This window comes from Tsukamurella paurometabola DSM 20162 (assembly GCF_000092225.1).
In the GTDB taxonomy this organism is placed as follows: domain Bacteria; phylum Actinomycetota; class Actinomycetes; order Mycobacteriales; family Mycobacteriaceae; genus Tsukamurella; species Tsukamurella paurometabola.
Window position 1 is genome coordinate 3,043,075 of record NC_014158.1, and the last position, 22,852, is coordinate 3,065,926.

The following is a 22,852-nucleotide window of genomic DNA, read 5'->3' on the forward strand; positions in this document are numbered from 1 at the left end:
TTTCGAAGATATTCCAGCCAAGGTTACCGTCCGGTCAGGTCCGAACCCAACCCCGCTCCTCGCCCGTATTACTTGCCGACGAACTTCGCCTTGCCCGGGCCGTTCTCCACGAACGAGGTCATACCGATGGTGCGGTCCTCGGTGGCGAACAGGCCCGCGAACAGGTGCCGCTCGATGGCCAGGCCGGTGCTGAGGTCGGTGTCCAGGCCCTGGTCGATGGCCTGCTTGGCGGCGCGCAGCGCCTGCGAGGCGGCACCCGTGAACTGCTTCGCCCACGCGAGGGCGGCGTTGTAGACCTCGTCGGGGGCCACCACCTGGTCGACCAGGCCGATCTGCAGGGCCTCCTCGGCGTCGACGAACCGGCCGGTGAACACCATGTCCTTGGCCTTGGCCGGCCCGACCAGGCGAGCCAGGCGCTGGGTGCCGCCGCCGCCCGGGATCACGCCGAGCAGGATCTCCGGGACGCCCACCTTGGCGTTATCGCCGACGATGCGGCGATCCGCGCCGAGGGCCACCTCGAGGCCGCCGCCGAGGGCGTAGCCGGTGATCGCCGCGACGGTGGGCTTAGTGATCGTGGCGATCGCGGAGAGGCCTCCCTGTAGGCGCGCGATCGCCTCGCTCATGTCCGTGTAGCCCATCGCCTGCATCTCCTTGATGTCGGCGCCGGCCGCGAACACCTTGGGGCCGCCGAAGACCACCACGGCCTTGATGTCGTCACGCTTGTTGACCTCGGCGGCGAGCTGAATGAGCTCGTCCTGGACCTGCCCGTTGATCGCGTTCATCGGGGGCCGGTTCAGCCGGATCGTCCCGATGCCGGGGTGCTCGTCGGAGGTGTCCAGGGTCACGAATTCAGTCATGCCACCGGACGTTACCGTGCCCCTCAATAGATGGTGGAACCAGCCGCGTACTCGGCGTACCCGGGGAACCGACGGTCCTCGCGCGTCATCCCGTCGGTGATGGCCACCGGCGTCAGATCCGCGCTCTCCGCGGCCCAGCCCAGTGCGTCCTCGACGGTCTCGAAGGGCAGCAGCTGGAACAACTGCGAATAGGTGGGCGCCATCAGTTTGTGCTCGCCCGCGAGCCAGGAATCGATCGAGGCGCGCGGGCTCGACCAGCCCGCCGACACCGCCTCGGTGGTCCGGCAGTCGGCCTCCTGCCCCGCGGGCAGCGCGGCGAGGTAGAACATGGTGTCGTAGCGCCGCGGCCGTCCGGGCGGGGTGATCCAGCGCGACAGCGGCACCAGATCGTCGGGATCGAGACGCACCCCGCACTCCTCCATCGTCTCCCGTGCCGCGGTCACGGTGAGGTCGCCGTCGTCGGCGGGTTCGATGCCGCCGCCCGGGAACACCGTCACGTCGGGCGCGAACTCCATCCCGCTCGCCCGGTGCTGCAAGAACACCTCCAGACCCGACGGTGCGGTCCGCAACAGCACGACGGTGGCCGCCGGCCGGATCGGGACGTCGGCCAGTGAGCGGGGGTGATGGGCACCTTGACCACGACCGCCCGCCGACGATCCAGCACCGCTTTCGTGGCCCTGCGAAGGCACTGCGCCGGAGCCGCTCATGCCTGCAACCGCCGGCGACCGGGGCGCGCGGCCCTCCGGGCGAAGTAGCGGCCGTCCACCTCGTCGAGCAGGATGCGCTGGCTGAAGGTCTCCGACAACACCTCCGAGGTGAGCACGTCCCCAAGCAGGCCCTGCGCCACCACGCCACCCTCCTTGAGCAGCAACGCGTGGGTGAAGCCCGGGGGGATCTCCTCGACGTGATGGGTCACCAGCACCGTGGCCGGGGCGTCGGGATCGTGGGCGAGGGTATCGAGCCGCGCGACCAGTTCCTCACGGCCGCCGAGGTCGAGTCCCGCGGCAGGCTCGTCGAGCAGCATCAGCTCGGGATCGGTCATCAGCGCGCGGGCGATGAGCACCCGCTTGCGCTCGCCCTCGGAGAGCGTGCCGAATCGGCGGTTCGCGAGGTGCTCGGCGCCCATCGACTCGAGCACGTCGACAGCACGGCCGATGTCGACCTCGTCGTACTTCTCGCGCCACCGGCCGAGCACCGCGTACCCGGCGGAGACCACCAGGTCGGTCACCAGCTCATCGTCGGGGACACGTGAAGCCAGGGCCGCGGAGCACACGCCGATCCGGGCGGTGAGATCCTGCACCACGGTCTTCCCGAGCACCTCACCGAGGATGTGCGCACGCCCCGACGTGGGGAACACCTGCGCGGAGGCCAACCGCATGAGCGAGGTCTTACCGGCACCGTTGGGACCGATCACCACCCAGCGCTCGTCGAGCTCGACGCGCCAGTCGATCGGCCCCACCAGCGTGCGGCCGTCGCGGGTGAGGAGCACGTCGGCGAAGTCGATCAACAGGTCCTGATCGGGAACGGAGGCGGCGGCGGAAGCGGCGGGGTCGGACACATCTCCATCCTGCCCCACGGCGACCCCGCCGGGCGGGCAGGATGGTCCCGTGTCCACCGACCAACACCTGTCCCCCGGCGCACACACCCCACTGGGCGCCACTCCGCAGCCCGGCGGCGTGAACTTCGCCGTCCACGCGCCCGACGCCACCGACGTGTGGGTGGGGCTGATCGACGACGACGGTGCCGAACGCCGGCTACGGCTGCCCGCGCAGACTGCGGGCGTCCACCATGGCTTCGTCGCCGGAATCGGTGAGGGCGCGCGCTACTGCCTGCGAGCCGCGGGTCCATGGGCACCCGAGCGCGGGATACGGTTCAACCCGAACAAGGCCCTCATCGATCCGTACGCCCGTCGCATCAGCGGCCGGCTCGGCGATGCGACCGCCCTGCTCCCGCACGACCAGGACGGCGCGCCGTCGGCCATCGACTCGCTCCCGGACATCCCCCTGTCCGTGGTCACCGGTCCTCCCGCGCCGCCGGAGGCCGGGCCGCGCGTGCCCTGGGACCGCACGCTGATCTGCGAGCTGCACGTCGGCTCCTACACGGCGCGGCATCCCGGCGTCCCCGACGAACTGCGCGGCACCTACCTCGGCCTCGCACAGCCCGCGGTGCTCGACCACCTACGCCGCATCGGGGTCACGGCCGTCGAACTGCTGCCCGTCCAGGCGTGCCTCACCGAACCCGGCGTGCGGGCCCGCGGCATGCGAAACCACTGGGGCTATTCGACGGGCGCCTACTTCGCCCCGGATCCGCGGTTCGCCGCCCAGCCCGGACGTGAGGTCGAGGAGTTCGCCACCATGGTCTCGGCCCTGCATTCGGCCGGCCTCGAAGTGCTCCTCGACGTGGTCTACAACCACACCGCCGAATCGGCGGCCGATGGTCCGTCGTTGTCCTGGCGCGGTCTCGACGCCCCCGGCTACTACCTGCTCGACGGCGGCGAGGACCTCGATTACACCGGATGCGGCAATACCGTCGATTGCGCCTCGCCTGCGGCACTGCGGATGGTGCTCGACAGCCTCCGGTACTGGTGCCAGAGCTTCGGAGTGGACGGATTCCGGTTCGACCTCGCGAGCGTGCTCGGCCGCGGTCGCACGGCGACCGGCCCACAGGGCCCGGCGATTCCGTTCGATCACCGCGCTCCGCTCCTGTCCGCCATCGCCGCCGATCCGGTGCTCGCCACCCGCAAGTTGATCGCCGAGCCGTGGGATGCGACCGCCGAAGGCTACCGGGTAGGTGGCTTCCCGCCGGTATGGGCGGAATGGAACGACCGCTACCGCGACACGGTGCGCGCCTTCTTCGCCGGTGGTAGCACCGTGGGCGACCTCGCCTCCCGGGTGTCCGGCAGTCAGGACCTGTTCGGGGCGCCGGGACGCACCCCGTTCTCCTCGATCAACTTCGTCACCGCCCACGACGGATTCACCGCCCGCGACGTGGTCTCGTACGAGCGCAAGCACAACGAGGCCAATGGCGAGAACGACCGGGACGGCACCGACAACAACCACTCGGTCAATCACGGATTCGAAGGCGGCACCACCGATCCCGCGATCCTCGCTGCGCGCGCCCGGCATGTGCGTGCGCTGCTGGCCACCTTGCTGCTGTCCACCGGCACCCCGATGCTGCTCGGCGGCGACGAGATGGGGCACACCCAGTACGGCAACAACAACGCCTACTGCGTGCCCGAGGATGCCGCGGCGGCCGACGCCTACGCCATCGATTGGGACGCCGCCGACTCCGACCTCACCGCGTTCGTCGCCCGGGTCACAGCGGTCCGCCGCGCGACGCCGGTGCTGCGGCAACACGAGTTCTTCGGCGGCCGGCTCACCCGGAGCGGGGAGCCCGACCTCGCGTGGTTCGGTGCCGACGGCGCGCAGATGCCCGGCGACGCCTGGCAATCACCGGATGAGCGCACCCTGCAGGCCTGGGTCGACGGTTCCGATGTCCGCTCCCCCAGCCACGACCGGTCGGTGCCCGACAAGGACGCGCTCATCGTGTGGCATTCGGGCGACGAGGCGACCACGGTGACGCTCGGCGCACCGCAATCGTGTTCGCACGGATGGGAACTCATCGTCGACACGGCGCAGCCCACCGGTGAACCCGCGGGCGACCCGCGGTTCGCCGCGCGCGCCGAGGTCACCCTCACCGGCCCCACCGTGCTGGTCTTCCAGGAGGCGTGAGCGGCCGCGGGCTAGGCCAGCGGAACGCGGCGCACGTGACCGTCGACGGCATCGGCGGCCTCGATCTCGTCGCGGGTCACGCCGAGAACGAACAGCACCGCATCGAGGTACGGATGTGAGAGGGCGGTGTCGGCCACCTCGCGCAGCGCGGGCTTGGCGTTGAACGCCACCCCGAGGCCTGCGGCGGTGAGCATGTCGATGTCGTTGGCACCGTCGCCCACCGCAACGGTCTGGTCCACCGGCACACCGTAGGCGGCGGCGAATTCGCCGAGCGCGCGGGCCTTACCGGGTCGATCGACGACCTCGCCGATCACCCGGCCGGTGAGCACACCGTCGACGATCTCCAGCGTGTTGGCACGCACGAAGTCGAGTTCGAGTTCGGCGGCGAGGGGCTCGATCACGGCGGTGAAACCGCCGGAGACCACACCGCACCGGTAACCGAGCCGCTTGAGGGTGCGGATGGTGGTGCGAGCTCCGGGGGTCAATTGCAGCTCGGCGGCGACCTCGTCGATCACGGAGGCGGGCAGTCCGGCGAGGGCCCGCACACGGGCGTGCAGCGACTGCTCGAAGTCGAGTTCGCCGCGCATCGCGGCCTCGGTGACCGCCGCGACCTCGGCCTCCTTGCCGGCGCGGGCGGCGAGCATCTCGATGACCTCGCCCTGCACCAGGGTGGAATCGACGTCGAAGCAGATCAGCCGCTTCGAGCGGCGCGCGATACCGGCGCGCGAGGTGGCGATGTCGACGCCCTGCTCCTTCGAGACCGCGGCCAGATCGGCGCGCAGGCGCGCATCGCCGCCGGGCACATCGGGCACCGTGACCAGTAGCTCCAGCGCTGTCACCGGATAGTCGGCGATACCGGAAATGGATTCGATGTTCACGCTCCCCGCGGCGAGGGTGGCGGCGACCGCAGACAAGGCCTTCGCGGTGATCGGGGCTCCGAGCAGCACCACGGCGTGGGTCGGGACCGGCGGGCGCTGCGGCTGCTCACCCGAGATCTCGACCGCCACGTCCATCCCGACGGTGGCCATCGACTGCTCGACGAGTTCCTGCACGTGCTCCGGGTCGCCGTCGACCGAGGCGAGCACGCCCAGGGTGAGCCGGCCGCGGATCACGGTCTGCTCGACGTCGAGGATGCTGACCGCGTTCCGCGCGAGGACGCCGAACAGGACGGAGCTCACGCCGGGCTTATCGCCGCCGGTCACGGTGATGAGGATCGTGGGGGCCGAGGAATCGTGCACGCGAGAAGCGTAGACGGCACCGTCGAAGACCACGGTCACGAGGTCGTCAGATCGAGCCACACCAACCGGTGATCCGAACTGGTTCTCGGCGGCATGAGCTCGGCGCCGGGCTGCCCGGCTGCGGGCCAGAAGACACCCGTGCCGGCAACGGTGAGCCCCTTCGACGGGAGCACGTAGTCGACGCGCAGGTTGCCCGGTGTGGGCTTGCTGAAGTCCGCCGTGTCGTAGCGCGACGGGGTCCTGTGATTCGACCCCGCACCGGCCTGTTCCGCGCCCTCGGAGGTGGGCTTCGGATCCTGGGTCAGATCGAGGACTTGCTGCATCGCTCCGGGGACCGAATCGCCGTCCTCGGGGTCGCTGTTCTGGTCGCCGAGCAGGACGAAGGGTTCGCCGGCCGGGAGGCCGCCCCGCTCGCCGCGGTCGTCGTAGAGGTAGGAGGCGCGGTCGCCGCCCGCGAGGTAGTCCGCGGAGAGCCGGATCTCGTCGTGGTTGCGGCGACCGTTGCGGTCCTCGGGGCCGTCGAAGGACGGCGGTGTGGGGTGTGAGACCCACAGGTGGATCCGCTGCCCGTCGATGGTGACCGGCACGTCGGCGTGGGTCTTGGAGGACAGCCGGAGCGCGTCGGCGTTGGCGCCGTAGTAGTCGCGGGGCAGCATGGAGCCGGGTTGGTCCTTCCACAGGAAGTTCTGGAAGGTGCGGATCGCCTGGGTGTCGATCGGGAACTTCGACAGCACCAGCAGGCCGTACTGGCCGGAGAACTGGCCGAAGCCGTACGCGTCGTCGGGACCGTCGGTCGTGCCGTCGCCGTTCAGGTCGCGGCCCGATGGGACGCCGGTGTTCACCGGGGGCGCCCAGGCGTACGGGTAGTCGACCGGGTGTTGCCCCTTCTGCCCCACCCGCAGGTAGTTGCTGCGGAACAGGTCGGCGGCGGCGTTGTCGGCGTAGTAGTCGAACTCGTTGATCAGCAGCACGTCCGGGTTGTTGCGCTGGACGATCTCAGCAATCACCTGGGCCTGCCGGTTGTCCCGGGTACCGAGATCCGCGACCAGTTCTCCCTCTCTGCTGCGGTTGAGGCTTGCGTTGTAGGTCGCGATGCGAACGGTGCCGTCGCTGCGGGCGGCCGACGGCGACGAGGAGGCCGCGGCACCGTCGTCCGCCGACCCCGCACCACACCCGGCTATCACGGTCGCGGTGGCGAGGGCGACGAAAAGCTTCTGTGTGCGCACCGTCGGGACGCTAGCGGCATCGGGTGACGCGCGGATGGCCGTCCCGGAAACGCCGAACGGCGCCTCCCGCAGTGGGAGGCGCCGTTCGCTGAGTGCGTGCGCAGGGCTAGATGTCGCCCTTGCCGCTGCTGACCCGTTCGGTGTCGATCTCGGATTTGTGGCCGGGTCCCACGTGGGCCTCGGTCCGTATCCGTTCGATCATGTGCGGGTAGTGCAGCTCGAACGCCGGGCGCTCCGAACGGATCCGGGGCAGCTCGGTGAAGTTGTGCCGCGGCGGCGGGCAGCTGGTGGCCCACTCGAGGCTGTTGCCGAAGCCCCACGGGTCGTCGACCGTGACGACCTCGCCGTAGCGGTAGCTCTTGAAGACGTTCCACACGAAGGGCAGGGTCGAGGCGCCCAGGATGAACGCACCCACGGTCGAGATGCGGTTGAGCGTGGTGAAACCGTCGGACGCGAGGTAGTCGGCGTAACGGCGCGGCATGCCCTCGGCGCCCAGCCAGTGCTGGACCAGGAAGGTCATGTGGAAGCCGATGAAGGTGAGCCAGAAGTGCCAGCGGCCGAGCCCCTCGTCGAGCAGGCGGCCCGTCATCTTCGGGAACCAGAAGTAGATGCCGGCGTAGGTCGCGAACACGATGGTGCCGAAGAGCACGTAGTGGAAGTGGGCAACCACGAAGTAGGTGTCGGAGACCGCGAAGTCGAGCGGCGGCGAGGCCAGCAGCACACCGGTCAGACCACCGAAGAGGAAGGTCACGACGAAGCCGATGGAGAACAGCATCGGCGATTCGAAAGTTATCCGCCCCTTCCACATCGTGAATATCCAGTTGAAGAATTTCACGCCCGTTGGCACGGCGATCAGGAAGGTCATGAAGCTGAAGAAGGGCAGCAGCACGGCGCCGGTGGCGTACATGTGGTGCGCCCACACTGCCACGGACAGCGCGGCGATCGCGAGGGTCGCCAGCACCAGGCCGCTGTAACCGAAGATCGGCTTGCGGCTGAACACCGGGAAGATTTCCGAGACGATGCCGAAGAAGGGCAGCGCGATGATGTACACCTCGGGGTGTCCGAAGAACCAGAACAGGTGCTGCCACAGGATCACGCCGCCGTTGGCGGGGTCGTAGATGTGGGCGCCGAATTGGCGGTCGGCCTCCAGCCCCATGAGCGCTGCGGTGAGCAGCGGGAAGGCGAGGAGGATCAGCACCGAGGTCACCAGGATGTTCCAGGTGAAGATCGGCATACGGAACATGGTCATACCCGGGGCGCGCATGCAGACCACGGTGGTCACCATGTTGACGGCGCCGAGGATGGTGCCGAGGCCACCGACCGCGAGGCCCATGATCCACAGGTCGGCGCCGGGGCCGGGCGAGTGGAGGGCGTCGGTCAGCGGGGTGTAGGCGGTCCAGCCGAAGTCGGCGGCACCACCGGGGGAGATGAAGCCGGAGATCACCATGATCGCGCCGAACACGAACAGCCAGTAGCCGAAGGCGTTCAGTCGGGGGAAGGCCACGTCGGGCGCGCCGATCTGCAGTGGCAGCACGAAGTTCGCGAAGCCGATCACGATCGGGGTCGCGTACAGCAGCAGCATCACGGTGCCGTGCATGGTGAACAGCTGGTTGAACTGCTCGGTGGAGAGGAACTGCAGGCCGGGTTCGGCGAGCTCGGCGCGCATCAGCAGCGCCATCAGGCCGCCGATGAGGAAGAACGCGAAGCACGTGACGATGTACATGATGCCCAGCGTCTTGTGATCGGTCGTCGTCACCAGCTTGTAGATGAACGACCCCTTGGGCCCGGTCCGCTGCGGATACGGACGCTCGGCGGTCACCTCGACTGCCGGACGATGCGCTTGCGCGGTCACAAATCCTCCTGCCCTGGGCCGGTCGATACCGCGGCTGTCGGTACCGGCCTAAAGCCTCTTCATTCAGGTCTATCGCGGGACGTTCGCTCACGGCGGACGCCACGCTTCACGGGTAAGCGTAGCCCCTCGCCCCCGCACTTGTCCCTGCGGTCCTACTCTGCGTCGTACTCGCGTCGCGCCGGAGCGGGATCGGGGGCGGACGACGCCGCTCCTGCTAGCGTGGCGCACGTTCGGAACGACAGGTGAGGGCGGTGCCGTGAGCAGGGCGAGTAGATCGATGCGGATGGTCGCGATGGCTGCCGCTGCGATGGCCGCAGTGTCCGCATGCGGCGGCCAGGAGCCCATCCAGCAGCCCTTCGCCTCGATCGCGACGACCACCACCCGACTCGCCTCGGCGAACATCATCGGGCTCGACCGCAAGGCGGATCAGGCGTGCGCCGCTCCCCTCGCGGGCACCGCGGCCCCGGCCAGCATCGTCGTCGCGGATCCGGATCTGCTCGATGGTCTCTGCGCCCTCGGCCTGCAGAACCGGGTGAAGGCAGTGGGCGGCGCGGTCCCGTCGTATCTCGGCGGCACGCTCGCGAAGGTCCCGCAGCTCGGCGACGGTGCACAGGCGGACCTGGTGGTGGGGACCGACCGGTCGGGGGAGGCGAACCGCAGGGCTGGTCGTGCCGTTGTCGTGCCGTCCCCGAGCGCGGACTGGCGTCGCAGCTTCCTCGCGCTGGCCGATGCGGTGCGCTTGCCGGCCGAGGCGCGAAGTGTGCTGGACCGCTATCAGCGGGACGTCGCCGACGCGACGCTCAAGATCGACGCCATCCACAACGTGGTCTCGCTCGTCCGGTTCACCGCCGACAAGCGGTCGTTGGCCGAGGGGACGGCGCCGCTGGCCGCTCAGGTGCTCTCGGATCTGCGGGTGGCACGCCCCGAACCGCAACGCAAGGCCGAGCCCGTGCTCATGCGTGACGGTGATTTCTCCGCCGCCGAAGGCGACCTCATCTACGTGGGGTATCAGGGCGAACAGGGTCGCGACTTCGGCATGGAGCAGATGACCTCGAAGTCCTGGAAGGACCTGCGCGCGGTGACCGCGAAGCGCCAGCTCCTGGTGGAGGACTCGTCGTGGTTCTCGGCGGGCGGCCCGGTGGCAGCCGGGATCGTGGTCCACGACGTCACGAACACCATCAAAGCCTCATCCTGACATCGCGACTCGTCACATTTTCCCCGTGACGCGCCTCACAGCGCTGCGGTAAAAGCGCTGGCCCGAAGCTCGGTGTACATGTGTTCACGGTTTCAGCGCGCAAGACCCTTCATTCATGCTTGTCGCAAGTGATAGCCTGAGGGCAGTTCAATCTCACGCACGGCTTCTACCTGCAGAAACTCTTGTGGGATTCCCCACAGGATCACAGGGAAAAGTGCAGGCACACGAGCCGCAGCGTGTATCAGGAAAGGACCGATGATGGCTCTGCTGAACATGCCGCGAGTGACGCACATGGCCCGTATGCGTGGTCGCTCGTTCCCGGGTCAGACCGAGTACGAGCAGACGCTCAACGACCTGTCGGAAGCGTCGGTGCGGCGCAACTTCGACCCGTACGTCGACATCGATTGGGATTCGCCCGAGCTGGCGATCACCCCGGACGATCCGCGCTGGGTGTGCAACCCGCGTTTCGACCCGATCGGCCGTCACCCCTGGTACCAGGCCCAGCCGCTGGAGAAGCAGATCGAGATCGGCATGTGGCGTCAGGCCAATGTCGCGAAGGTCGGCCTGCAGTTCGAGTCGATCCTGATCCGCGGCATCATGCAGTACACCGCTGTGCAGCCGAACAACTCCCCCGAGTTCCGCTACGCCACGCACGAGGCGAAAGAGGAGTGCCAGCACACGCTGATGTTCCAGGAGTTCGTCAACCGCACCGGCATGGATGTGCCCGGTGGCGCGTGGTGGTTCCGACGCCTGTCGCCGATCATCCCGCTGGCGGCCACCACGTTCCCGAACATCTTCTACATGGGCGTGCTCGGCGGCGAGGAGCCGATCGACCACCTCCAGAAGCAGTTCCTGCGCTCTGCGGATACGCAGCACCCGGCCATGACCGCGGTGATGCAGATCCACGTGGCCGAGGAGGCCCGCCACATCTCGTTCGCGCACCAACTGCTCGAGCACAAGATCCCCACCCGCGGCCCGATCCCCCGCTTCCTGCTGTCACTGGCACTGCCTCTGGTGATGCGCATCCTGCTCGGCGCGATCATGGTTCCGCCGCGCCAGTTCTGGGACACCTTCGATATCCCGCGGTCGGTCAAGAAGGACATCTTCTGGCGCTCGCCCGAGTCGAAGGCCATGCGCCAGGAGGTCTTCGGCGATGTGCGGCTGCTGGCCGAGCGCACCAACCTGCTGAACCCGGTCTCGCGCATCCTGTGGCGCGTGCTCGGAATTCACGGCCGGGTCTCGCGTTTCCGCAGCGAACCGTCTTACGCTGCGCAGTAGCCCCGACTCAGCCCCAACAATCCGGCTCGGCGGTCATCCGCCGAGCCGGACCCGTATGACCGGAGAAAACCGGAGAGGCGAACCATGCCCCACGTGATCACCCAGTCCTGCTGCAGCGACGCGGCCTGCACCTTCGCCTGCCCGGTGAACTGCATCCACCCGACGCCCGACGAGCCGGGCTTCGCCACCGCCGAGATGCTGTACGTGGACCCCACCACGTGCGTCGATTGCGGCGCATGCGTGACGGCGTGCCCGGTGGACGCGATCGGGCCCGCGCACCGCTTGCCCGAGGAGCACAAGGTCTACATCGAGATCAACCGGTCGTTGGCCGCGGCGGATCCGGCGAACTCCTCGCTCGGCGGCCCGAACCCGCAGGCCCGCAGCCGGCCGCCGATGGCGCATACGGTTCCCCCGAAGCAGCTCCCGATCCCCGATGGCACCGTGGTCAGCGTGGGCGTGATCGGCAGTGGTCCGGCCGCCATGTACGCGGCCGATGAACTGCTGCGCTGGGAGGGCGTCACCGTCGACGTCTACGAGAAGCTCTCGACGCCCTACGGCCTGGCCCGCTTCGGCGTGGCGCCCGACCACACCCGCACCCGCAAGGTGTCGGGGCTGTTCGACAAGGTGGCGGCCGACCCGAACTTCCACATCCACCTCAACACCGAGGTGGGACGCGACATCTCCCTCGAGGAGCTGCGCCGCCGGCACGACGCGATCATCGTCGCCGTCGGGGCGAGCACCGATAAGAAGCTGGGTATTCCGGGCGAGGAACTCCCGAACGTGCGCAGCGCGACCGACTTCGTGGCTTGGTACAACGGCCATCCTGAGCACCGCGGTGACGACGTGGACCTCAGTCACGACCGCATCGTGATCATCGGCAACGGCAACGTGGCGCTGGATGCGGCCCGGATCCTCACCGCTGAGCCGGAGGAGCTCGAAGGCACCACCATCTCGCCCGCCGCGCTCGCGGCACTGAAGAACTCGAAGGTCGAGGAGGTGGTGATCGTGGCCCGCCGCGGGCCCGAGCACGCCGCGTTCACCCTGCCCGAGGCGCTCGGCCTCGCGGATGAGCGCACCGTGATCGTGCATCCGGACCCGGATGTCGCCGAGTCCCTGGTCGCCGGCAGCGATTCCGAGCTGGTCTCGCATAAGCTTCAGCTCCTGGAGTCGCTGGAGACGCAGTCCGACGCCTCGCGCCGCATCCGGCTCCGATTCCTCACCACGCCGGAGTCGATCGAGGACACCGGCGACGGGCTGGTGCTGCACGCCAAGCACTCCGAGACCGGCGAGGCCATCGAGCTTCCGGTCGGCATGGTGTTCACGTCGGTCGGTTACCGGGGCGTGCCCGTCGAGGGGCTCCCGTTCGACGAGCGTCGGGCGGTGCTGCCGAACGAGGCCGGCAGGGTGCTCGGCGACGACGGCGCGCCGATCCCCGGCGTGTACGTGACGGGCTGGATCAAGCGCGGCCCGAACGGATTCATCGGCACGAACAAGACCGACTCGCAGGAGACGGTGGAGCGGTTCGCCGAGGACGTCGTCAGCGGTGTGGTCACGGGCCGGCCGCTGAGTTCGCGGGGCAAGCGCAAGCGCGCCCTGGGCCGGTTCCTCGGCGCGTAGTGTTCAGGCCGTGGCCTCCGCAGCGCACGGTGAACCGGTCGAGCTGACCGTCGACGAGCGCACCGTGCGCATCTCCAGCCCGGATCGGGTGTATTACCCGCGGATCGGCGCCACCAAGCTCGACGTGGTGCGCTACTACGAGGCGGTGCGCCCGGGCATCGTGCGGGCATTGCGCGAGCGGCCGACGATGCTGCATCGCTACCCGAAGGGCGTCGACGGCCCGAAGGTGCACCAGAAGCGGATTCCCGCGGGTGCCCCGGACTGGCTGGAGACAGTGGAGATCTACTTCCCGCGGTTCGGACGGACGGCCGACGAGGTGGTGGTCACCGAGCTCGCCACCGTGATCTGGGCGGCGCAGATGTCCACGGTGGAGTTCCATCCGTGGAACTGCCGCCGCACCGATCTGGAGTGTCCGGACGAATGGCGGATCGATCTCGATCCGATGCCGGACTGCCCGTGGGAGCGGGTGCAGCGGGTGGCCGGCGTGGTGCACGAGGTGCTCGACGAGCTGGGCATCCGCGGCTTCCCGAAGACCTCCGGCGGCTCGGTTTTGCACATCTACGTGCGGATCTCGCCGTCGTGGACCTTCTCGCAGGTGCGGCGGGCGGCGCTGGCGTTCGCGCAGGAGGTGGAACGCCGCGTTCCGGACGATGTGACGACCGCGTGGTGGCGCAAGGAACGCGATCCGGCGGCGGTGTTCGTGGACTACAACCAGAACGCCCGCGATTACACCATCGCCTGCGCGTACTCCCTGCGTGGCACGCCGATCGCGACCGCGTCTGCCCCGGTGACCTGGGACGAGGTGCCCGACGTGCACCCGGACGATTTCACGATCCGCACGTTGCCCGCCCGCTTCGCCGAAGTGGGCGACCTGCATGCCGAGATCGACGAGGAGGCCTTCTCCCTCGAGCCGCTGATCGAGTGGGCGGACCGCGACGGCCTCCCCGACGACTAGCTCCGAATCAGATCGATCCGAACGGTGGGCAGCCGTCCATGCGACGCCGAGCATGAGTCCATGACCGTCACCGACGAACTCCTCGCGAACAACGCCGCTTACGCCGAGTCCTTCTCCGGGCCGCTCCCTTTGCCTCCCGCCAAACATGTCGCCGTGGTCGCGTGCATGGACGCTCGCCTGGATGTCTACCGCGTGCTGGGCTTGAAAGAAGGTGAGGCGCATGTGATCCGCAACGCGGGCGGAGTGATCACCGAGGATCAGATTCGTTCACTCGCGATCAGTCAGCGCCTACTCGGCACCACGGAGATCATCTTGATCCATCACACCGACTGCGGAATGCTCACCTTCACCGACGATCAGTTCAAGGCCGATATCCTTGCAGACACCGGGATCAAACCGGCGTGGGCCGCGGAGGCATTCGACGACCTGGAAGCCGATGTGCGGCAGTCGATCAAGCGGATCTCGTCCAGCCGGTTCATTCCCGCGACCACCTCGCTGCGCGGATTCGTATTCGACGTGGCCACGGGCCGTCTGCACGAGGTGACACCCGACTAGCGGACGATTGCCTGCCGTCGCGTCCTAGGTGGATTGGACGAAGCCGAGGAGCCCCGGGACCGGCTGCAACGCGGTAGAGATGTTCGCCGCGGTGACCACCGCCGCCGCAGCGGCCCCGGCGAGAGTCGCGCCCGCCCAACGCCGACGATTCCGCCTCCCGTCGACGACGCCATACGCGAGCATCACGATGGTCAGCGCCCCGGCCATGACGGCTAACACCAGGTGGTACCAGGTGAAGTCATCGACGAGGGCACCGACCGCGGGTGAGCACTCCCCTCCGGCGAGCTGGCCCCGCATGGTGCCGAGGGCAGCTGCGAGTTCACCGTCGGTCTCGGCGAAGCGATCGCCCACGAGCGAGAACGCCGACGACAGCGGCGCCACTGCTCCCTGGACGTTCGCGATGAGCGCGACCGCGGGGATGAGCGCCAGCGCCCGGTGTCCGAGATAGAGCGCGAGCGCGACGAGCAGTACCGCGAAGACCACCTTGATGAGGTGGTACCGCGTCCAGTCGTCCACGAGCGACCGCAGCCCGGCTGTGAGATCTGCGCGCCCGCCCATGATGTACGGCGGGAATTCGCGGCGTGCCCGATCACCGAAGTCGCGACCCATGAGTTGCGGAGGCGCGACCAGGAAACCGAAAACAAGGCCGAGCGCGACTCCGATCGCGACGGCCGGCCTTCGGAGCGGAGAGCCCGTCTGGTAGTCCTCGCGCGTCATGGTGCTAGAAGATGGGGGTGTCGGGGGAAGCCGCACGGATGGCCTTGATCGCCTCCGGAAAACGTGGACGAGTGCCGATCTGCCACGTCACACGGTGCCGGCGGGCGGTCGAAGGCAACCCCATCATGGCCGCGTTGAACCCCGTGAACGGCAGCCGCCAGCCCGATTTCCACGGCACGCCTTGCACGCCCAGCACGTAGATCGTCGGGCCGAATCTGCCGCCCTGGTAACTCCCGACGTATAACGCCTCGATCGACGACCATTCGAAGGCGAACCCGCTTCGCGGAGAACGAATCCCTCGATCGTCGACGATCAGCACCGTGCGGCGCACCGTGAGCGTCGCCACTACGAACACGAACGCCACCGCGCAGAAGGCGAGCACGATCGCGCCGATCACCGGGGCGGAGAAGTACCCGCGAATCTCGGAATCGGGCGACCCGATCATCGCGACCGCGATGAGGGCGAACAGCGGTAACGCGACGAAGTAGAGCAGCAGCACACCCATGGTGAGCCGCTGCTTCGCTACGAAAGGGGTCAGAAGTCCCAGTCCTCGTCTTCGGTGTTGACGGCCTTGCCGATCACGTACGACGAGCCGGAACCGGAGAAAAAGTCGTGGTTCTCGTCGGCGTTGGGTGAGAGCGCGGAGAGGATCGCCGGGTTCACGTCGGTGGCGTCCTTGGGGAACAACGCCTCGTAGCCCAGGTTCATCAGCGCCTTGTTGGCGTTGTAGCGCAGGAACTTCTTGACGTCCTCGGACAGACCCACCTCGTCGTACAGCGACTCGGTGTAGTCCTCTTCGTTCGCGTACAGCTCCATGAGCAGATCGAACGTGTAGTCCTTGAGTTCCTCGCGGCGCTGCGGGCTCTCGGTCTCCAGGCCACGCTGGTACTTGTAGCCGATGTAGTAGCCGTGCACCGCTTCGTCGCGGATGATCAGGCGGATCATGTCGGCGGTGTTGGTGAGCTTGGCCCGCGAGCTCCAGTACATCGGCAGGTAGAAGCCGCTGTAGAACAGGAACGACTCCAGCAGGGTGGAGGCCACCTTGCGCTTGAGCGGATCGTCGCCACGGTAGAAGTCCATGACGATCTGCGCCTTGCGCTGCAGCTGCTCGTTCTCCTCCGACCAGCGGAAGGCGTCGTCGATCTCGCGGGTGCTGCACAGCGTGGAGAAGATGGAGCTGTAGCTCTTGGCGTGCACCGATTCCATGAACGCGATATTGGTGAGCACCGCCTCCTCGTGCGGGGTGGTGGCGTCGGGGATCAGGCTGACGGCGCCGACGGTGCCCTGGATGGTATCGAGCAGAGTGAGGCCGGTGAAGACCCGCATGGTGAGCTGCTTCTCGTAGTCGGTGAGCGTGCCCCACGACGGGATGTCGTTGCTGACCGGCACCTTCTCGGGCAGCCAGAAGTTGCCCGTCAGGCGATCCCAGACCTCGGCGTCCTTCTCGTCCGGAACACGGTTCCAGTTGATCGCCGAGACCCGGCTGACGAGCTTGACGGGGGCGCCGTCGGCGGGGCTGTGAGCGGCGGTTTCAGACATGACACCTCAGTTTTCGCGGGTCTGGATTTCGACGCCCCTGATACTACCCCTTGGGTCTGACAGTTCCCGGGAACGCAAGGTGTTGTGCCATCAGACCAGTTCGGCGTGTCGCTCGCAGGGTCCGCCGAGGTCAGATCACCAGGGTATCGAGGAGGCCATCGAGAATGGACCGCTCACCACGCAGGTCGACGGTGTCGACCGGCAACCGGCGCCAGAGCACCAGCTCCAGATCCGATGCGGTGCCACGCAGCGTCACATCGGCCGGCGCGAGGGCGTCCTCACCACCGAGCACGTCCACGCCGTCCTTCCGCAGCCGGAGCACCCATTCGTCGCCGGTGTCGGTGGCGACGACGGCGATCGTCGCCCCGTCGAGATGGTCGCCGAGGCCCTGCTTTCCGATGATCAGGGGCATCTGCATCTGGGTCAGCTCGGTGATGCCGTCGGCGGCGACGGCCGGGTCGATCGGCTCGGCCCCGCCGGGGAGTGAGTTCTGCAGGTCCCACCGGTGCACCGATACCTCCTGCGTCATGCGACGCATCCAGAAGCGCGCCCGGGTCCGGCCGATGAAGGCACGGGCCGGCTCGTCGGGATCGTGCGCACGCAGCTCGTCGAGCAGGGCGGCGACGACGCCGGAGTACCAGTCGAGCAGCGCGGCACCATCAGGTGCATCGGAGACGTCGGGGGCGAACCGCTCCTTCGAATCCGGGCCCGCCTGCAAGAACATCGTCGCCCAGCGGTTGGCCGCACCGGTGTGGATCACCAGATCGCGGACCGTCCACCCGGGACAACTGGGTACCGGCCGGTCGAGCACCGCGGGATCGGTGGCGGCGATCCGGGCGCCATCGGCGGCGATGGAGTCGAACCAGAGGGATGTGGTCATGACCCGACCCTACGAGCGCTCCGCCCGTCGCATCGGGGTTCAGATCAACCGTTCCCGCGTCCATAGGCCGCAACACTGCTACCGTCACACTCGATATTCAATATCAAGAATGGGGACATGGTGAAGATCAGCTCGCTCGCCGCAGGCCTTATCGCGAGTGCCGCCGCACTCGCCCTCGTACCCGCCATGGCTCAGGCCGCTCCCAGCGCCAGCATCTCGTGCGCGTCATCGCCCGACGTCGGCGCACCCTCGACCGCCGGAGGCCTGTTCGGCACCGCGCCACTGACCTTCCCCGCCCCACTGGTCGCGGGCTGGGACCTCGGCAGCGGCTTCTCGCGCGGCGCAGAGACCACGGCGTCGGCACGCTACTCCCCCGGCGGCCACGTCATGAACCTCGTCGAGGTCGGACGGCTGCGGATCACGCAGAACGACCACGACACCATGGGGATGGCAACACTGTTCTCGCTCTGCCGCTTCCCCGATGCGACCCTCTCCGCAGACAAGTCCCGCTCGGCGACCGACCGCAAAGCAGTGCCGATCCAGATCGGCGGCGTCAAGGGAACCCGGCTCGATCTCAACATCAACAGCGCCGCGGATCCGGCGAAGAACAAGGCACCCGAAACGGATTGGTTCACGATCATCGCCCTCGACACGATTCCCCCGTCGTATTTCCTGGGTGGTTCGAACAAGAACAATGCCGATGCCCGCGGCAAGGTCGACGCGGTGATCCGGGAACTGCGGGTCCGCTAGAGCACGCAGCCCGTTCCACGACTAGTCACGCGGAGGCTACGTGACTTGCACGGCGTCGAGCAGCGCCTCCGCGACCGCAGTCTCGCCACGGACGTCGAGAGCCGCCAGCGGCTTCCGGCGCCACAGAGTCAGGTACAGATCCGACGCCGAGCCCCGGAGTGCCACATCGGCCCGGGAGTGCCCGCGCGTGATCGCGAGCGAGTCGCGCGCGAGGGTGAACGTGCACTCCGCGTCGTCACGATCGGTGCCGTGCAGGTGCACGGTGCGCCCCACGAATTGGTCCGACAGCCCCGCACCTCGCGCAAGGAACCGGGGTGCGAACACCTCGGCCCACTCCCCTACACCATCGAACGCGAGCCGCGCATCGACGGGCAATGCTGCGGCAGCGGCGTTCTCACCGTCCCATCGATGCACCGCCGTCTCGTGTGCCTGCCTGCGCATCCAGAACCGCGCAGTAGTGCGCCCGGCGAACGAGCGGGCCGGCTCATCGGGTTCGTGACGACGCAGTTCGCCGACGAGACCATCGAGGCGGTCGCGGTACCACGCGGTGAGTGCGGCCCCACCGGGGGGCGGATTCTAGGGATCGTCGCAACACCGAGCCTGGTAGGGCCCACCATACGGAAGTGCTCCGCTGAGTATTCCAGCGGAGCGCTTCTGGGATCCGCGGTGCTCGTTGCATTACGTGCACGCATTCGCATATAATCATGCCTATGACGATGACGCGCACTGAGCACCTGGCACACGACCACTCCGACCATGCCCATGGACCCGACTGCGGCCACGAGGCTATCCAGCACGGCGATCACGTGGACTACGTCCACGATGGGCACCGTCACGCTCCGCATGGTGACCACTACGACGAGCACTGATCCAAACGCCGCACGATGTCCTACGCTCGCGATACGAGCGCGGGGCATCGGTGCTAGCGAGCTGTAATGAGGTCACGCAAACGCTCGGCTGGTGTCTTCCAGCCGAGCGTTTTGCGTGGTCGGCGATTGAGTTTCTGGGCGACGAGTTCGAGGTCTTCGCGGCCGTAGGCGCTCAGGTCGGTGCCTTTCGGGAAGTACTGGCGCAGTAGTCCATTGGTGTTCTCGTTGCTTCCGCGCTGCCAGGGTGAGTGGGGATCGCAGAAGTAGACCGGAACCCCGGTGGCGACCGTGAATTGTTGGTGGGCGGCCATCTCGCAGCCCTGGTCCCAGGTCAGTGATCCCCGCAAATGTCCTGGGAGATTTCCGATCAACGAAACCAGCACGTCACGGACTTCTTCGGCGGAGTGGCCGCCAGGCAGGTGGCCGAGCATGACGTAGCGGGTGGAGCGTTCGACGAGTGTGACGATCGCGGACTCGCTGCGAGTACCGACGATCAGGTCACCTTCCCAGTGGCCTGGCACGGCTCGATCCTCGACCTCGGCGGGCCGGTCGGAGATCATCACCATCTTGTCGACGAATCGTCTGGTGCGATGTTCGGCGCGGCGGTGGGGCTTGCGGCGGGTGCGGCCCGTTCGCAAGGCCATCGCGACTTCACGGCGCAGGCCGCCCCGAGCCTGAACGTAGATCGACTGGTAGATCGTCTCGACGCTCACACGCATACTTTGCTCGTTGGGGAACTCGGTCACTAGAGAGTGACATATCTGCTCTGGGGACCACTGGTCCTGCAGTTTGTTCTCGACGTAGTCCCGCAGCGGACCGGCCTGGGCCAGTTTCGCTGGCTTCGGCCGTGACCGGCTCTTTTCCCACCTGCGGTGCGCCTGATGCGGGCGATAGGCACCGTTGACAACGCCAGCGTCGATCTCCCGTTTGATCGTCGATGCTGGCCGGCCGAGCTCCCTGCCGATGGCCCGCAGCGATGCCCCCTCGCGGCGCATGTCAGCGATAGTTTCCCGCTCGGTCAAGGTCAGAAACCGTGGATGCAGGCTCCGCTGCCTCGGTGCATCCGATTCCACTCCGACCCACGTGACCGCACCTGTCAGGTAATCGATCTTGCGTCCGTCGGGATGGATACGAGTATCGCCAATCTTGCGCACCCCTCGATCCCAGTCCCCAGCAGTGCGAACGCTGACACCGACACGCCGAGCAGCGTCCGGCCGCAGCACCCCCTCACGGCGAAGCCGGTCGTACTCGGCCCGGCCGGGATGACCACCATTGCTAGTGCTCCCACGTCCACGCAGGCCCGCCCTGCGCATCCATCCAAACGCCGTATTCACTGTCACCCCCGCCGCCCTAGCAGCGACCGACACATTGCCGTCAGACACGTCCAATTCCTTGAAGAACCTCTTCTTCACCATCGGTGAATGCACGATCCCCGCAACTCCTTGCTATCCGCGGTGTTGCGGGGATCGCTAGAACCCACGGGGCGTCGTCGTCGGCGAAGGGCACGCGCTCCTCGGAGTCGGGTCCGGCAGCGAGGAACGCCGCGGCCCACCGGTGCACGGCGCCGAGGTGGACGATCAGGTCGCGTACGGTCCAGCCGGGGCAGCTGGGCACGCCGAGGTCGAGGCGGTCGGGCGGTGTCGCGGCCACCGCACCGCCATCCCGTTCCAGCGCATCGATCCAGTCCGTCGGCGTGATCATGTGCGCGACGATACCGGCGAGGAGGCATGCTGGAGACGTGACCGAACTGCCGATGTTTCCGCTGGGCGCCGTGCTCCTGCCGGGCGAGGAGTTGCCGTTGCGCGTCTTCGAACCCCGCTACCGGCGGATGGTGGAGCGCTGCCTCGCCACCGACGGCCGCTTCGGGGTGGTGCTGATCGAACGGGGCAGCGAGGTGGGCGGTGGCGATGTGCGGACCGATGTCGGCACCATCGCCCAGATCGACCGGTACGTGCGCCGGACGGGCGGCGAATTCACGCTGGTGTGCAAGGGAGCAGAACGGATCGCGGTGCAGCACTGGCTGCCCGACGATCCTTTTCCGCTCGCCGAGGCGGCGCCGTGGCCCGACGAGTCACAGCCCGCCGTCGACCTGATCCCCCTGCTCGACAAGCGCAACGAGATCGAGCGGCTCTCGGCACAACTCACGCGGCGCCGGGGCGGGAAGCCGCGCTCGTGGCCGAAGCTCACGCTGCCCGAGCATCCGGTGGAGCGCAGCTATCTTCTCGCTCGCGCTCTCCCGCTGTCCGATGTCGACCGGTATCGCGCGCTGGCAGCGCCGGGTCCGGCGGATCGCGTCCACGTGCTGACCGACGCACTGGACGACCTGATCGCCACCCTGAAGTTCCAGCTGCAGTAGCGGATCCGTCGAGTAGACCGTATGGTCTACCTAGCGAGATCCACCGACCGGAGAGTGTCATGACACCACGCGAAGATCAGGAACAGCGGCGACGTGCGGTCCGGAAGTTCCACCGCGAGAGACTGATCGGCCGGTACGTCGCCAACCCCATCGTGCGCGGCCTGCACCGGCTCGGGGTACGAACCACACTCGCCACCACACTGGAGACCACCGGACGCAGATCAGGACTGCCCCGCACGGTCCCGGTGGCGGCCACGTTCGACGACGACGGCGCGTGGATCGTGAGCCAGCACGGTCGACGGTCGGGATGGGCCATCAACGTGGCCGCCGACCCGGCGGTTCGGATCTTCCAGGGCGAGACCTGGCGCGCCGGCGTCGGCGAATTCCGGCCGGATGACGACGCCATCGCGCGCATGCGCACCTTCGCGCCGAATGCCGCCCTGGCGGGTGTCACCACCTCCGCGTTTCGAGCGCTCGCCTCGGATCCGATCAGTGTGCGCATCACCTTCACCGATGCGGACTGATCGACCCTAAGGCCGGTCGCCGTACATCGCGAGCAGCGAGGCCTCGACATCGTCGAGCGGCTGCGAGGATTGCGTCGCGATACTCACGATCACCGCGCCCTCGATGGCGGCGATGATAGTGGTGGCCGCCTGACGAGCCGCGAGCGGCTGACCACCATCGTCCTCGAACCTGCTCGCGAGCAGAGAGATCCACGTTTCGAAAGCTTCTCCGGCGGCATCGGCGGCCGGCGCCGACTCCGCGCGCCCCAATGTCGCGGCGACGATGGGACAGCCCGACCGAAAGCGCGAGGACACCAACACCTTGCGCCACATCGATCCCACGTGTTCGAGCATGTCGGTACGACCGGTGGACTTCGCGACCGCCGTTTCGATCAGCGCCGTGATGTAGCCGCCGGCAGCGCGTGTGGCCGCCTCCACGAGCTCCGCCTTCCCCTCGGGGAAGTTCAGATAGACCGTGCGCCGCGATCGCCCGCTGTCCTCAAGGATGTCGGCGATACCGGTACCCGCTACACCACGCTCACGCATCAGATCGATGGTGGTGCGAATCAAGTCATCCCTCGATGTCATCTCTCCGCCTCGCTCCGTCGTCGGCCTCCGCGAGTCTTGCGCGCGGCCCCTCCGATACGCCACTATACCGATCGGTATACTTGCCGGCGCGGGATTCGCGTGCACGGAGAGACGAGCCGAGGGGCCACTCGTGACGCACGGCACTA

At 67.8% G+C, this 22,852-nt stretch carries 24 protein-coding genes and 1 pseudogene; 10 read left to right on the forward strand and 15 right to left on the reverse strand.

Going from position 1 to position 22,852, the window contains the following annotated elements; genetic code table 11:
- Positions 1-68: 68 nt before the first annotated feature.
- The 3 genes from TPAU_RS14700 to TPAU_RS14710 are packed head-to-tail and all read right to left on the reverse strand — an operon-like array spanning position 69 to position 2,415.
- Positions 69-857, reverse strand: a complete 789-nt coding sequence (locus TPAU_RS14700) for an enoyl-CoA hydratase/isomerase family protein (protein ID WP_013127547.1) — start codon at positions 855-857, stop codon at positions 69-71.
- Positions 858-880: 23 nt separating this feature from the next.
- A complete protein-coding gene (locus TPAU_RS14705; RefSeq protein ID WP_013127548.1) occupies positions 881-1,564 on the reverse strand; it encodes an NUDIX hydrolase in 684 nt (227 codons plus the stop codon).
- A complete protein-coding gene (locus TPAU_RS14710) occupies positions 1,561-2,415 on the reverse strand; it encodes an ABC transporter ATP-binding protein (RefSeq protein ID WP_013127549.1) in 855 nt (284 codons plus the stop codon). The genes TPAU_RS14705 and TPAU_RS14710 overlap by 4 nt, the downstream gene beginning before the upstream one ends.
- 49 nt (positions 2,416-2,464) lie before the next feature.
- Here TPAU_RS14710 and glgX point away from each other — a divergent pair, with 49 nt between their 5' ends.
- Positions 2,465-4,588 (forward strand): glycogen debranching protein GlgX, encoded by a 2,124-nt coding sequence (glgX, locus tag TPAU_RS14715; protein ID WP_013127550.1) that lies wholly within the window; start codon positions 2,465-2,467, stop codon positions 4,586-4,588.
- A gap of 11 nt (positions 4,589-4,599) precedes the next feature.
- Here the strand turns inward: glgX and serB are convergent, their stop codons facing one another.
- The 3 genes from serB to ctaD form a co-directional block, all read right to left on the reverse strand.
- A complete protein-coding gene (gene serB, locus TPAU_RS14720) occupies positions 4,600-5,865 on the reverse strand; it encodes a phosphoserine phosphatase SerB (RefSeq protein ID WP_013127551.1) in 1,266 nt (421 codons plus the stop codon).
- The gene (locus TPAU_RS14725) at positions 5,862-7,052 is read right to left on the reverse strand and encodes an endonuclease/exonuclease/phosphatase family protein (RefSeq protein WP_013127552.1); all 1,191 of its coding nucleotides are present in this window, start codon (positions 7,050-7,052) and stop codon (positions 5,862-5,864) included. Before TPAU_RS14725 ends, serB begins: the two co-directional genes overlap by 4 nt.
- A 106-nt stretch (positions 7,053-7,158) precedes the next feature.
- The gene (ctaD, locus tag TPAU_RS14730; protein WP_013127553.1) at positions 7,159-8,904 is read right to left on the reverse strand and encodes an aa3-type cytochrome oxidase subunit I; all 1,746 of its coding nucleotides are present in this window, start codon (positions 8,902-8,904) and stop codon (positions 7,159-7,161) included.
- Positions 8,905-9,196: 292 nt separating this feature from the next.
- Between ctaD and TPAU_RS14735 the strand changes: the two genes are divergently transcribed.
- The 5 genes from TPAU_RS14735 (at position 9,197) to TPAU_RS14755 (ending at position 14,504) form a co-directional block, all read left to right on the forward strand.
- Positions 9,197-10,099 carry a TroA family protein gene (locus TPAU_RS14735; protein WP_147291097.1) on the forward strand — a complete coding sequence of 301 codons (903 nt, stop codon included), beginning with the start codon at positions 9,197-9,199 and terminating at the stop codon, positions 10,097-10,099.
- Positions 10,100-10,372: 273 nt separating this feature from the next.
- Positions 10,373-11,377, forward strand: a complete 1,005-nt coding sequence (locus TPAU_RS14740) for an AurF N-oxygenase family protein (RefSeq protein ID WP_245537931.1) — start codon at positions 10,373-10,375, stop codon at positions 11,375-11,377.
- A gap of 84 nt (positions 11,378-11,461) precedes the next feature.
- Entirely contained in the window at positions 11,462-12,994 is a 1,533-nt protein-coding gene (locus TPAU_RS14745) for an FAD-dependent oxidoreductase (protein WP_013127556.1), read from the forward strand.
- 10 nt (positions 12,995-13,004) lie between these two features.
- Positions 13,005-13,949: a non-homologous end-joining DNA ligase gene (gene ligD, locus TPAU_RS14750; protein ID WP_013127557.1), complete on the forward strand. Its 945-nt coding sequence runs from the start codon at positions 13,005-13,007 to the stop codon at positions 13,947-13,949.
- 60 nt (positions 13,950-14,009) lie between these two features.
- On the forward strand, positions 14,010-14,504 hold the full coding sequence (locus TPAU_RS14755) for a beta-class carbonic anhydrase (protein WP_013127558.1): 495 nt from the start codon (positions 14,010-14,012) through the stop codon (positions 14,502-14,504).
- A gap of 24 nt (positions 14,505-14,528) precedes the next feature.
- Here TPAU_RS14755 and TPAU_RS21995 read toward each other — a convergent pair whose 3' ends face one another.
- From TPAU_RS21995 to TPAU_RS14775, 4 genes are all read right to left on the reverse strand, one after another.
- Positions 14,529-15,221: a hypothetical protein gene (locus TPAU_RS21995; RefSeq protein WP_013127559.1), complete on the reverse strand. Its 693-nt coding sequence runs from the start codon at positions 15,219-15,221 to the stop codon at positions 14,529-14,531.
- Positions 15,222-15,225: 4 nt separating this feature from the next.
- Positions 15,226-15,726, reverse strand: a complete 501-nt coding sequence (locus TPAU_RS14765) for a hypothetical protein (protein WP_013127560.1) — start codon at positions 15,724-15,726, stop codon at positions 15,226-15,228.
- A 29-nt stretch (positions 15,727-15,755) separates the two neighbouring features.
- Complete coding sequence (nrdF, locus tag TPAU_RS14770) at positions 15,756-16,760, reverse strand: class 1b ribonucleoside-diphosphate reductase subunit beta (RefSeq protein WP_013127561.1); 1,005 nt, start codon at positions 16,758-16,760, stop codon at positions 15,756-15,758.
- A 130-nt stretch (positions 16,761-16,890) separates the two neighbouring features.
- The gene (locus TPAU_RS14775; RefSeq protein ID WP_013127562.1) at positions 16,891-17,640 is read right to left on the reverse strand and encodes a maleylpyruvate isomerase family mycothiol-dependent enzyme; all 750 of its coding nucleotides are present in this window, start codon (positions 17,638-17,640) and stop codon (positions 16,891-16,893) included.
- A gap of 117 nt (positions 17,641-17,757) precedes the next feature.
- On the opposite strand from TPAU_RS14775, the gene TPAU_RS14780 reads away from it, so the two are divergent.
- Positions 17,758-18,390: a hypothetical protein gene (locus tag TPAU_RS14780; RefSeq protein ID WP_013127563.1), complete on the forward strand. Its 633-nt coding sequence runs from the start codon at positions 17,758-17,760 to the stop codon at positions 18,388-18,390.
- A gap of 36 nt (positions 18,391-18,426) precedes the next feature.
- On the opposite strand, the gene TPAU_RS14785 is transcribed toward TPAU_RS14780, so the two are convergent.
- Both TPAU_RS14785 and TPAU_RS23730 read right to left on the reverse strand, forming a co-directional pair.
- Positions 18,427-18,804, reverse strand: a complete 378-nt coding sequence (locus TPAU_RS14785) for a hypothetical protein (protein ID WP_281054804.1) — start codon at positions 18,802-18,804, stop codon at positions 18,427-18,429.
- Positions 18,802-18,951 (reverse strand): annotated as a pseudogene (locus TPAU_RS23730) (maleylpyruvate isomerase N-terminal domain-containing protein); the annotation flags it as partial. The gene TPAU_RS14785 and the pseudogene TPAU_RS23730, both read right to left, overlap by 3 nt.
- A 155-nt stretch (positions 18,952-19,106) precedes the next feature.
- On the opposite strand from TPAU_RS23730, the gene TPAU_RS22435 reads away from it, so the two are divergent.
- Positions 19,107-19,259, forward strand: a complete 153-nt coding sequence (locus TPAU_RS22435; protein WP_041944754.1) for a hypothetical protein — start codon at positions 19,107-19,109, stop codon at positions 19,257-19,259.
- 53 nt (positions 19,260-19,312) lie between these two features.
- Here the strand turns inward: TPAU_RS22435 and TPAU_RS14790 are convergent, their stop codons facing one another.
- Positions 19,313-20,572, reverse strand: coding sequence for an IS30 family transposase (locus TPAU_RS14790; RefSeq protein WP_425358565.1), 1,260 nt, complete (start codon positions 20,570-20,572; stop codon positions 19,313-19,315).
- Positions 20,573-20,633: 61 nt separating this feature from the next.
- Positions 20,634-20,960, reverse strand: coding sequence for a maleylpyruvate isomerase N-terminal domain-containing protein (locus TPAU_RS22440; protein ID WP_083773859.1), 327 nt, complete (start codon positions 20,958-20,960; stop codon positions 20,634-20,636).
- Positions 20,961-20,997: 37 nt separating this feature from the next.
- On the opposite strand from TPAU_RS22440, the gene TPAU_RS14795 reads away from it, so the two are divergent.
- Entirely contained in the window at positions 20,998-21,615 is a 618-nt protein-coding gene (locus tag TPAU_RS14795; protein WP_115329651.1) for an LON peptidase substrate-binding domain-containing protein, read from the forward strand.
- Positions 21,616-21,674: 59 nt separating this feature from the next.
- Positions 21,675-22,139, forward strand: a complete 465-nt coding sequence (locus TPAU_RS14800; RefSeq protein WP_013127565.1) for a nitroreductase family deazaflavin-dependent oxidoreductase — start codon at positions 21,675-21,677, stop codon at positions 22,137-22,139.
- Positions 22,140-22,145: 6 nt separating this feature from the next.
- On the opposite strand, the gene TPAU_RS14805 is transcribed toward TPAU_RS14800, so the two are convergent.
- Positions 22,146-22,706 carry a TetR/AcrR family transcriptional regulator gene (locus TPAU_RS14805; protein ID WP_013127566.1) on the reverse strand — a complete coding sequence of 187 codons (561 nt, stop codon included), beginning with the start codon at positions 22,704-22,706 and terminating at the stop codon, positions 22,146-22,148.
- Positions 22,707-22,852: the final 146 nt, after the last annotated feature.

Excerpts from the sequence above, each read along its gene's own strand:
- TPAU_RS14745 (WP_013127556.1), top strand. The coding sequence starts at position 11,462 with ATGCCCCACGTGATCACCCAGTCCTGCTGCAGCGACGCGGCCTGCACC.
- TPAU_RS14700 (WP_013127547.1), bottom strand. The coding sequence starts at position 857 with ATGACTGAATTCGTGACCCTGGACACCTCCGACGAGCACCCCGGCATC.
- TPAU_RS14775 (WP_013127562.1), bottom strand. The coding sequence starts at position 17,640 with ATGACCACATCCCTCTGGTTCGACTCCATCGCCGCCGATGGCGCCCGG.
- TPAU_RS22440 (WP_083773859.1), bottom strand. The coding sequence starts at position 20,960 with ATGATCACGCCGACGGACTGGATCGATGCGCTGGAACGGGATGGCGGT.
- TPAU_RS14780 (WP_013127563.1), top strand. The coding sequence starts at position 17,758 with ATGGTGAAGATCAGCTCGCTCGCCGCAGGCCTTATCGCGAGTGCCGCC.
- nrdF (WP_013127561.1), bottom strand. The coding sequence starts at position 16,760 with ATGTCTGAAACCGCCGCTCACAGCCCCGCCGACGGCGCCCCCGTCAAG.
- TPAU_RS14805 (WP_013127566.1), bottom strand. The coding sequence starts at position 22,706 with ATGACATCGAGGGATGACTTGATTCGCACCACCATCGATCTGATGCGT.
- TPAU_RS14735 (WP_147291097.1), top strand. The coding sequence starts at position 9,197 with ATGGCTGCCGCTGCGATGGCCGCAGTGTCCGCATGCGGCGGCCAGGAG.
- TPAU_RS14755 (WP_013127558.1), top strand. The coding sequence starts at position 14,010 with ATGACCGTCACCGACGAACTCCTCGCGAACAACGCCGCTTACGCCGAG.
- TPAU_RS14765 (WP_013127560.1), bottom strand. The coding sequence starts at position 15,726 with ATGGGTGTGCTGCTGCTCTACTTCGTCGCGTTACCGCTGTTCGCCCTC.
- TPAU_RS14790 (WP_425358565.1), bottom strand. The coding sequence starts at position 20,572 with ATGCGCAGGGCGGGCCTGCGTGGACGTGGGAGCACTAGCAATGGTGGT.
- TPAU_RS14800 (WP_013127565.1), top strand. The coding sequence starts at position 21,675 with ATGACACCACGCGAAGATCAGGAACAGCGGCGACGTGCGGTCCGGAAG.
- TPAU_RS21995 (WP_013127559.1), bottom strand. The coding sequence starts at position 15,221 with ATGACGCGCGAGGACTACCAGACGGGCTCTCCGCTCCGAAGGCCGGCC.
- TPAU_RS22435 (WP_041944754.1), top strand. The coding sequence starts at position 19,107 with ATGACGCGCACTGAGCACCTGGCACACGACCACTCCGACCATGCCCAT.
- TPAU_RS14705 (WP_013127548.1), bottom strand. The coding sequence starts at position 1,564 with ATGAGCGGCTCCGGCGCAGTGCCTTCGCAGGGCCACGAAAGCGGTGCT.
- TPAU_RS14740 (WP_245537931.1), top strand. The coding sequence starts at position 10,373 with ATGCCGCGAGTGACGCACATGGCCCGTATGCGTGGTCGCTCGTTCCCG.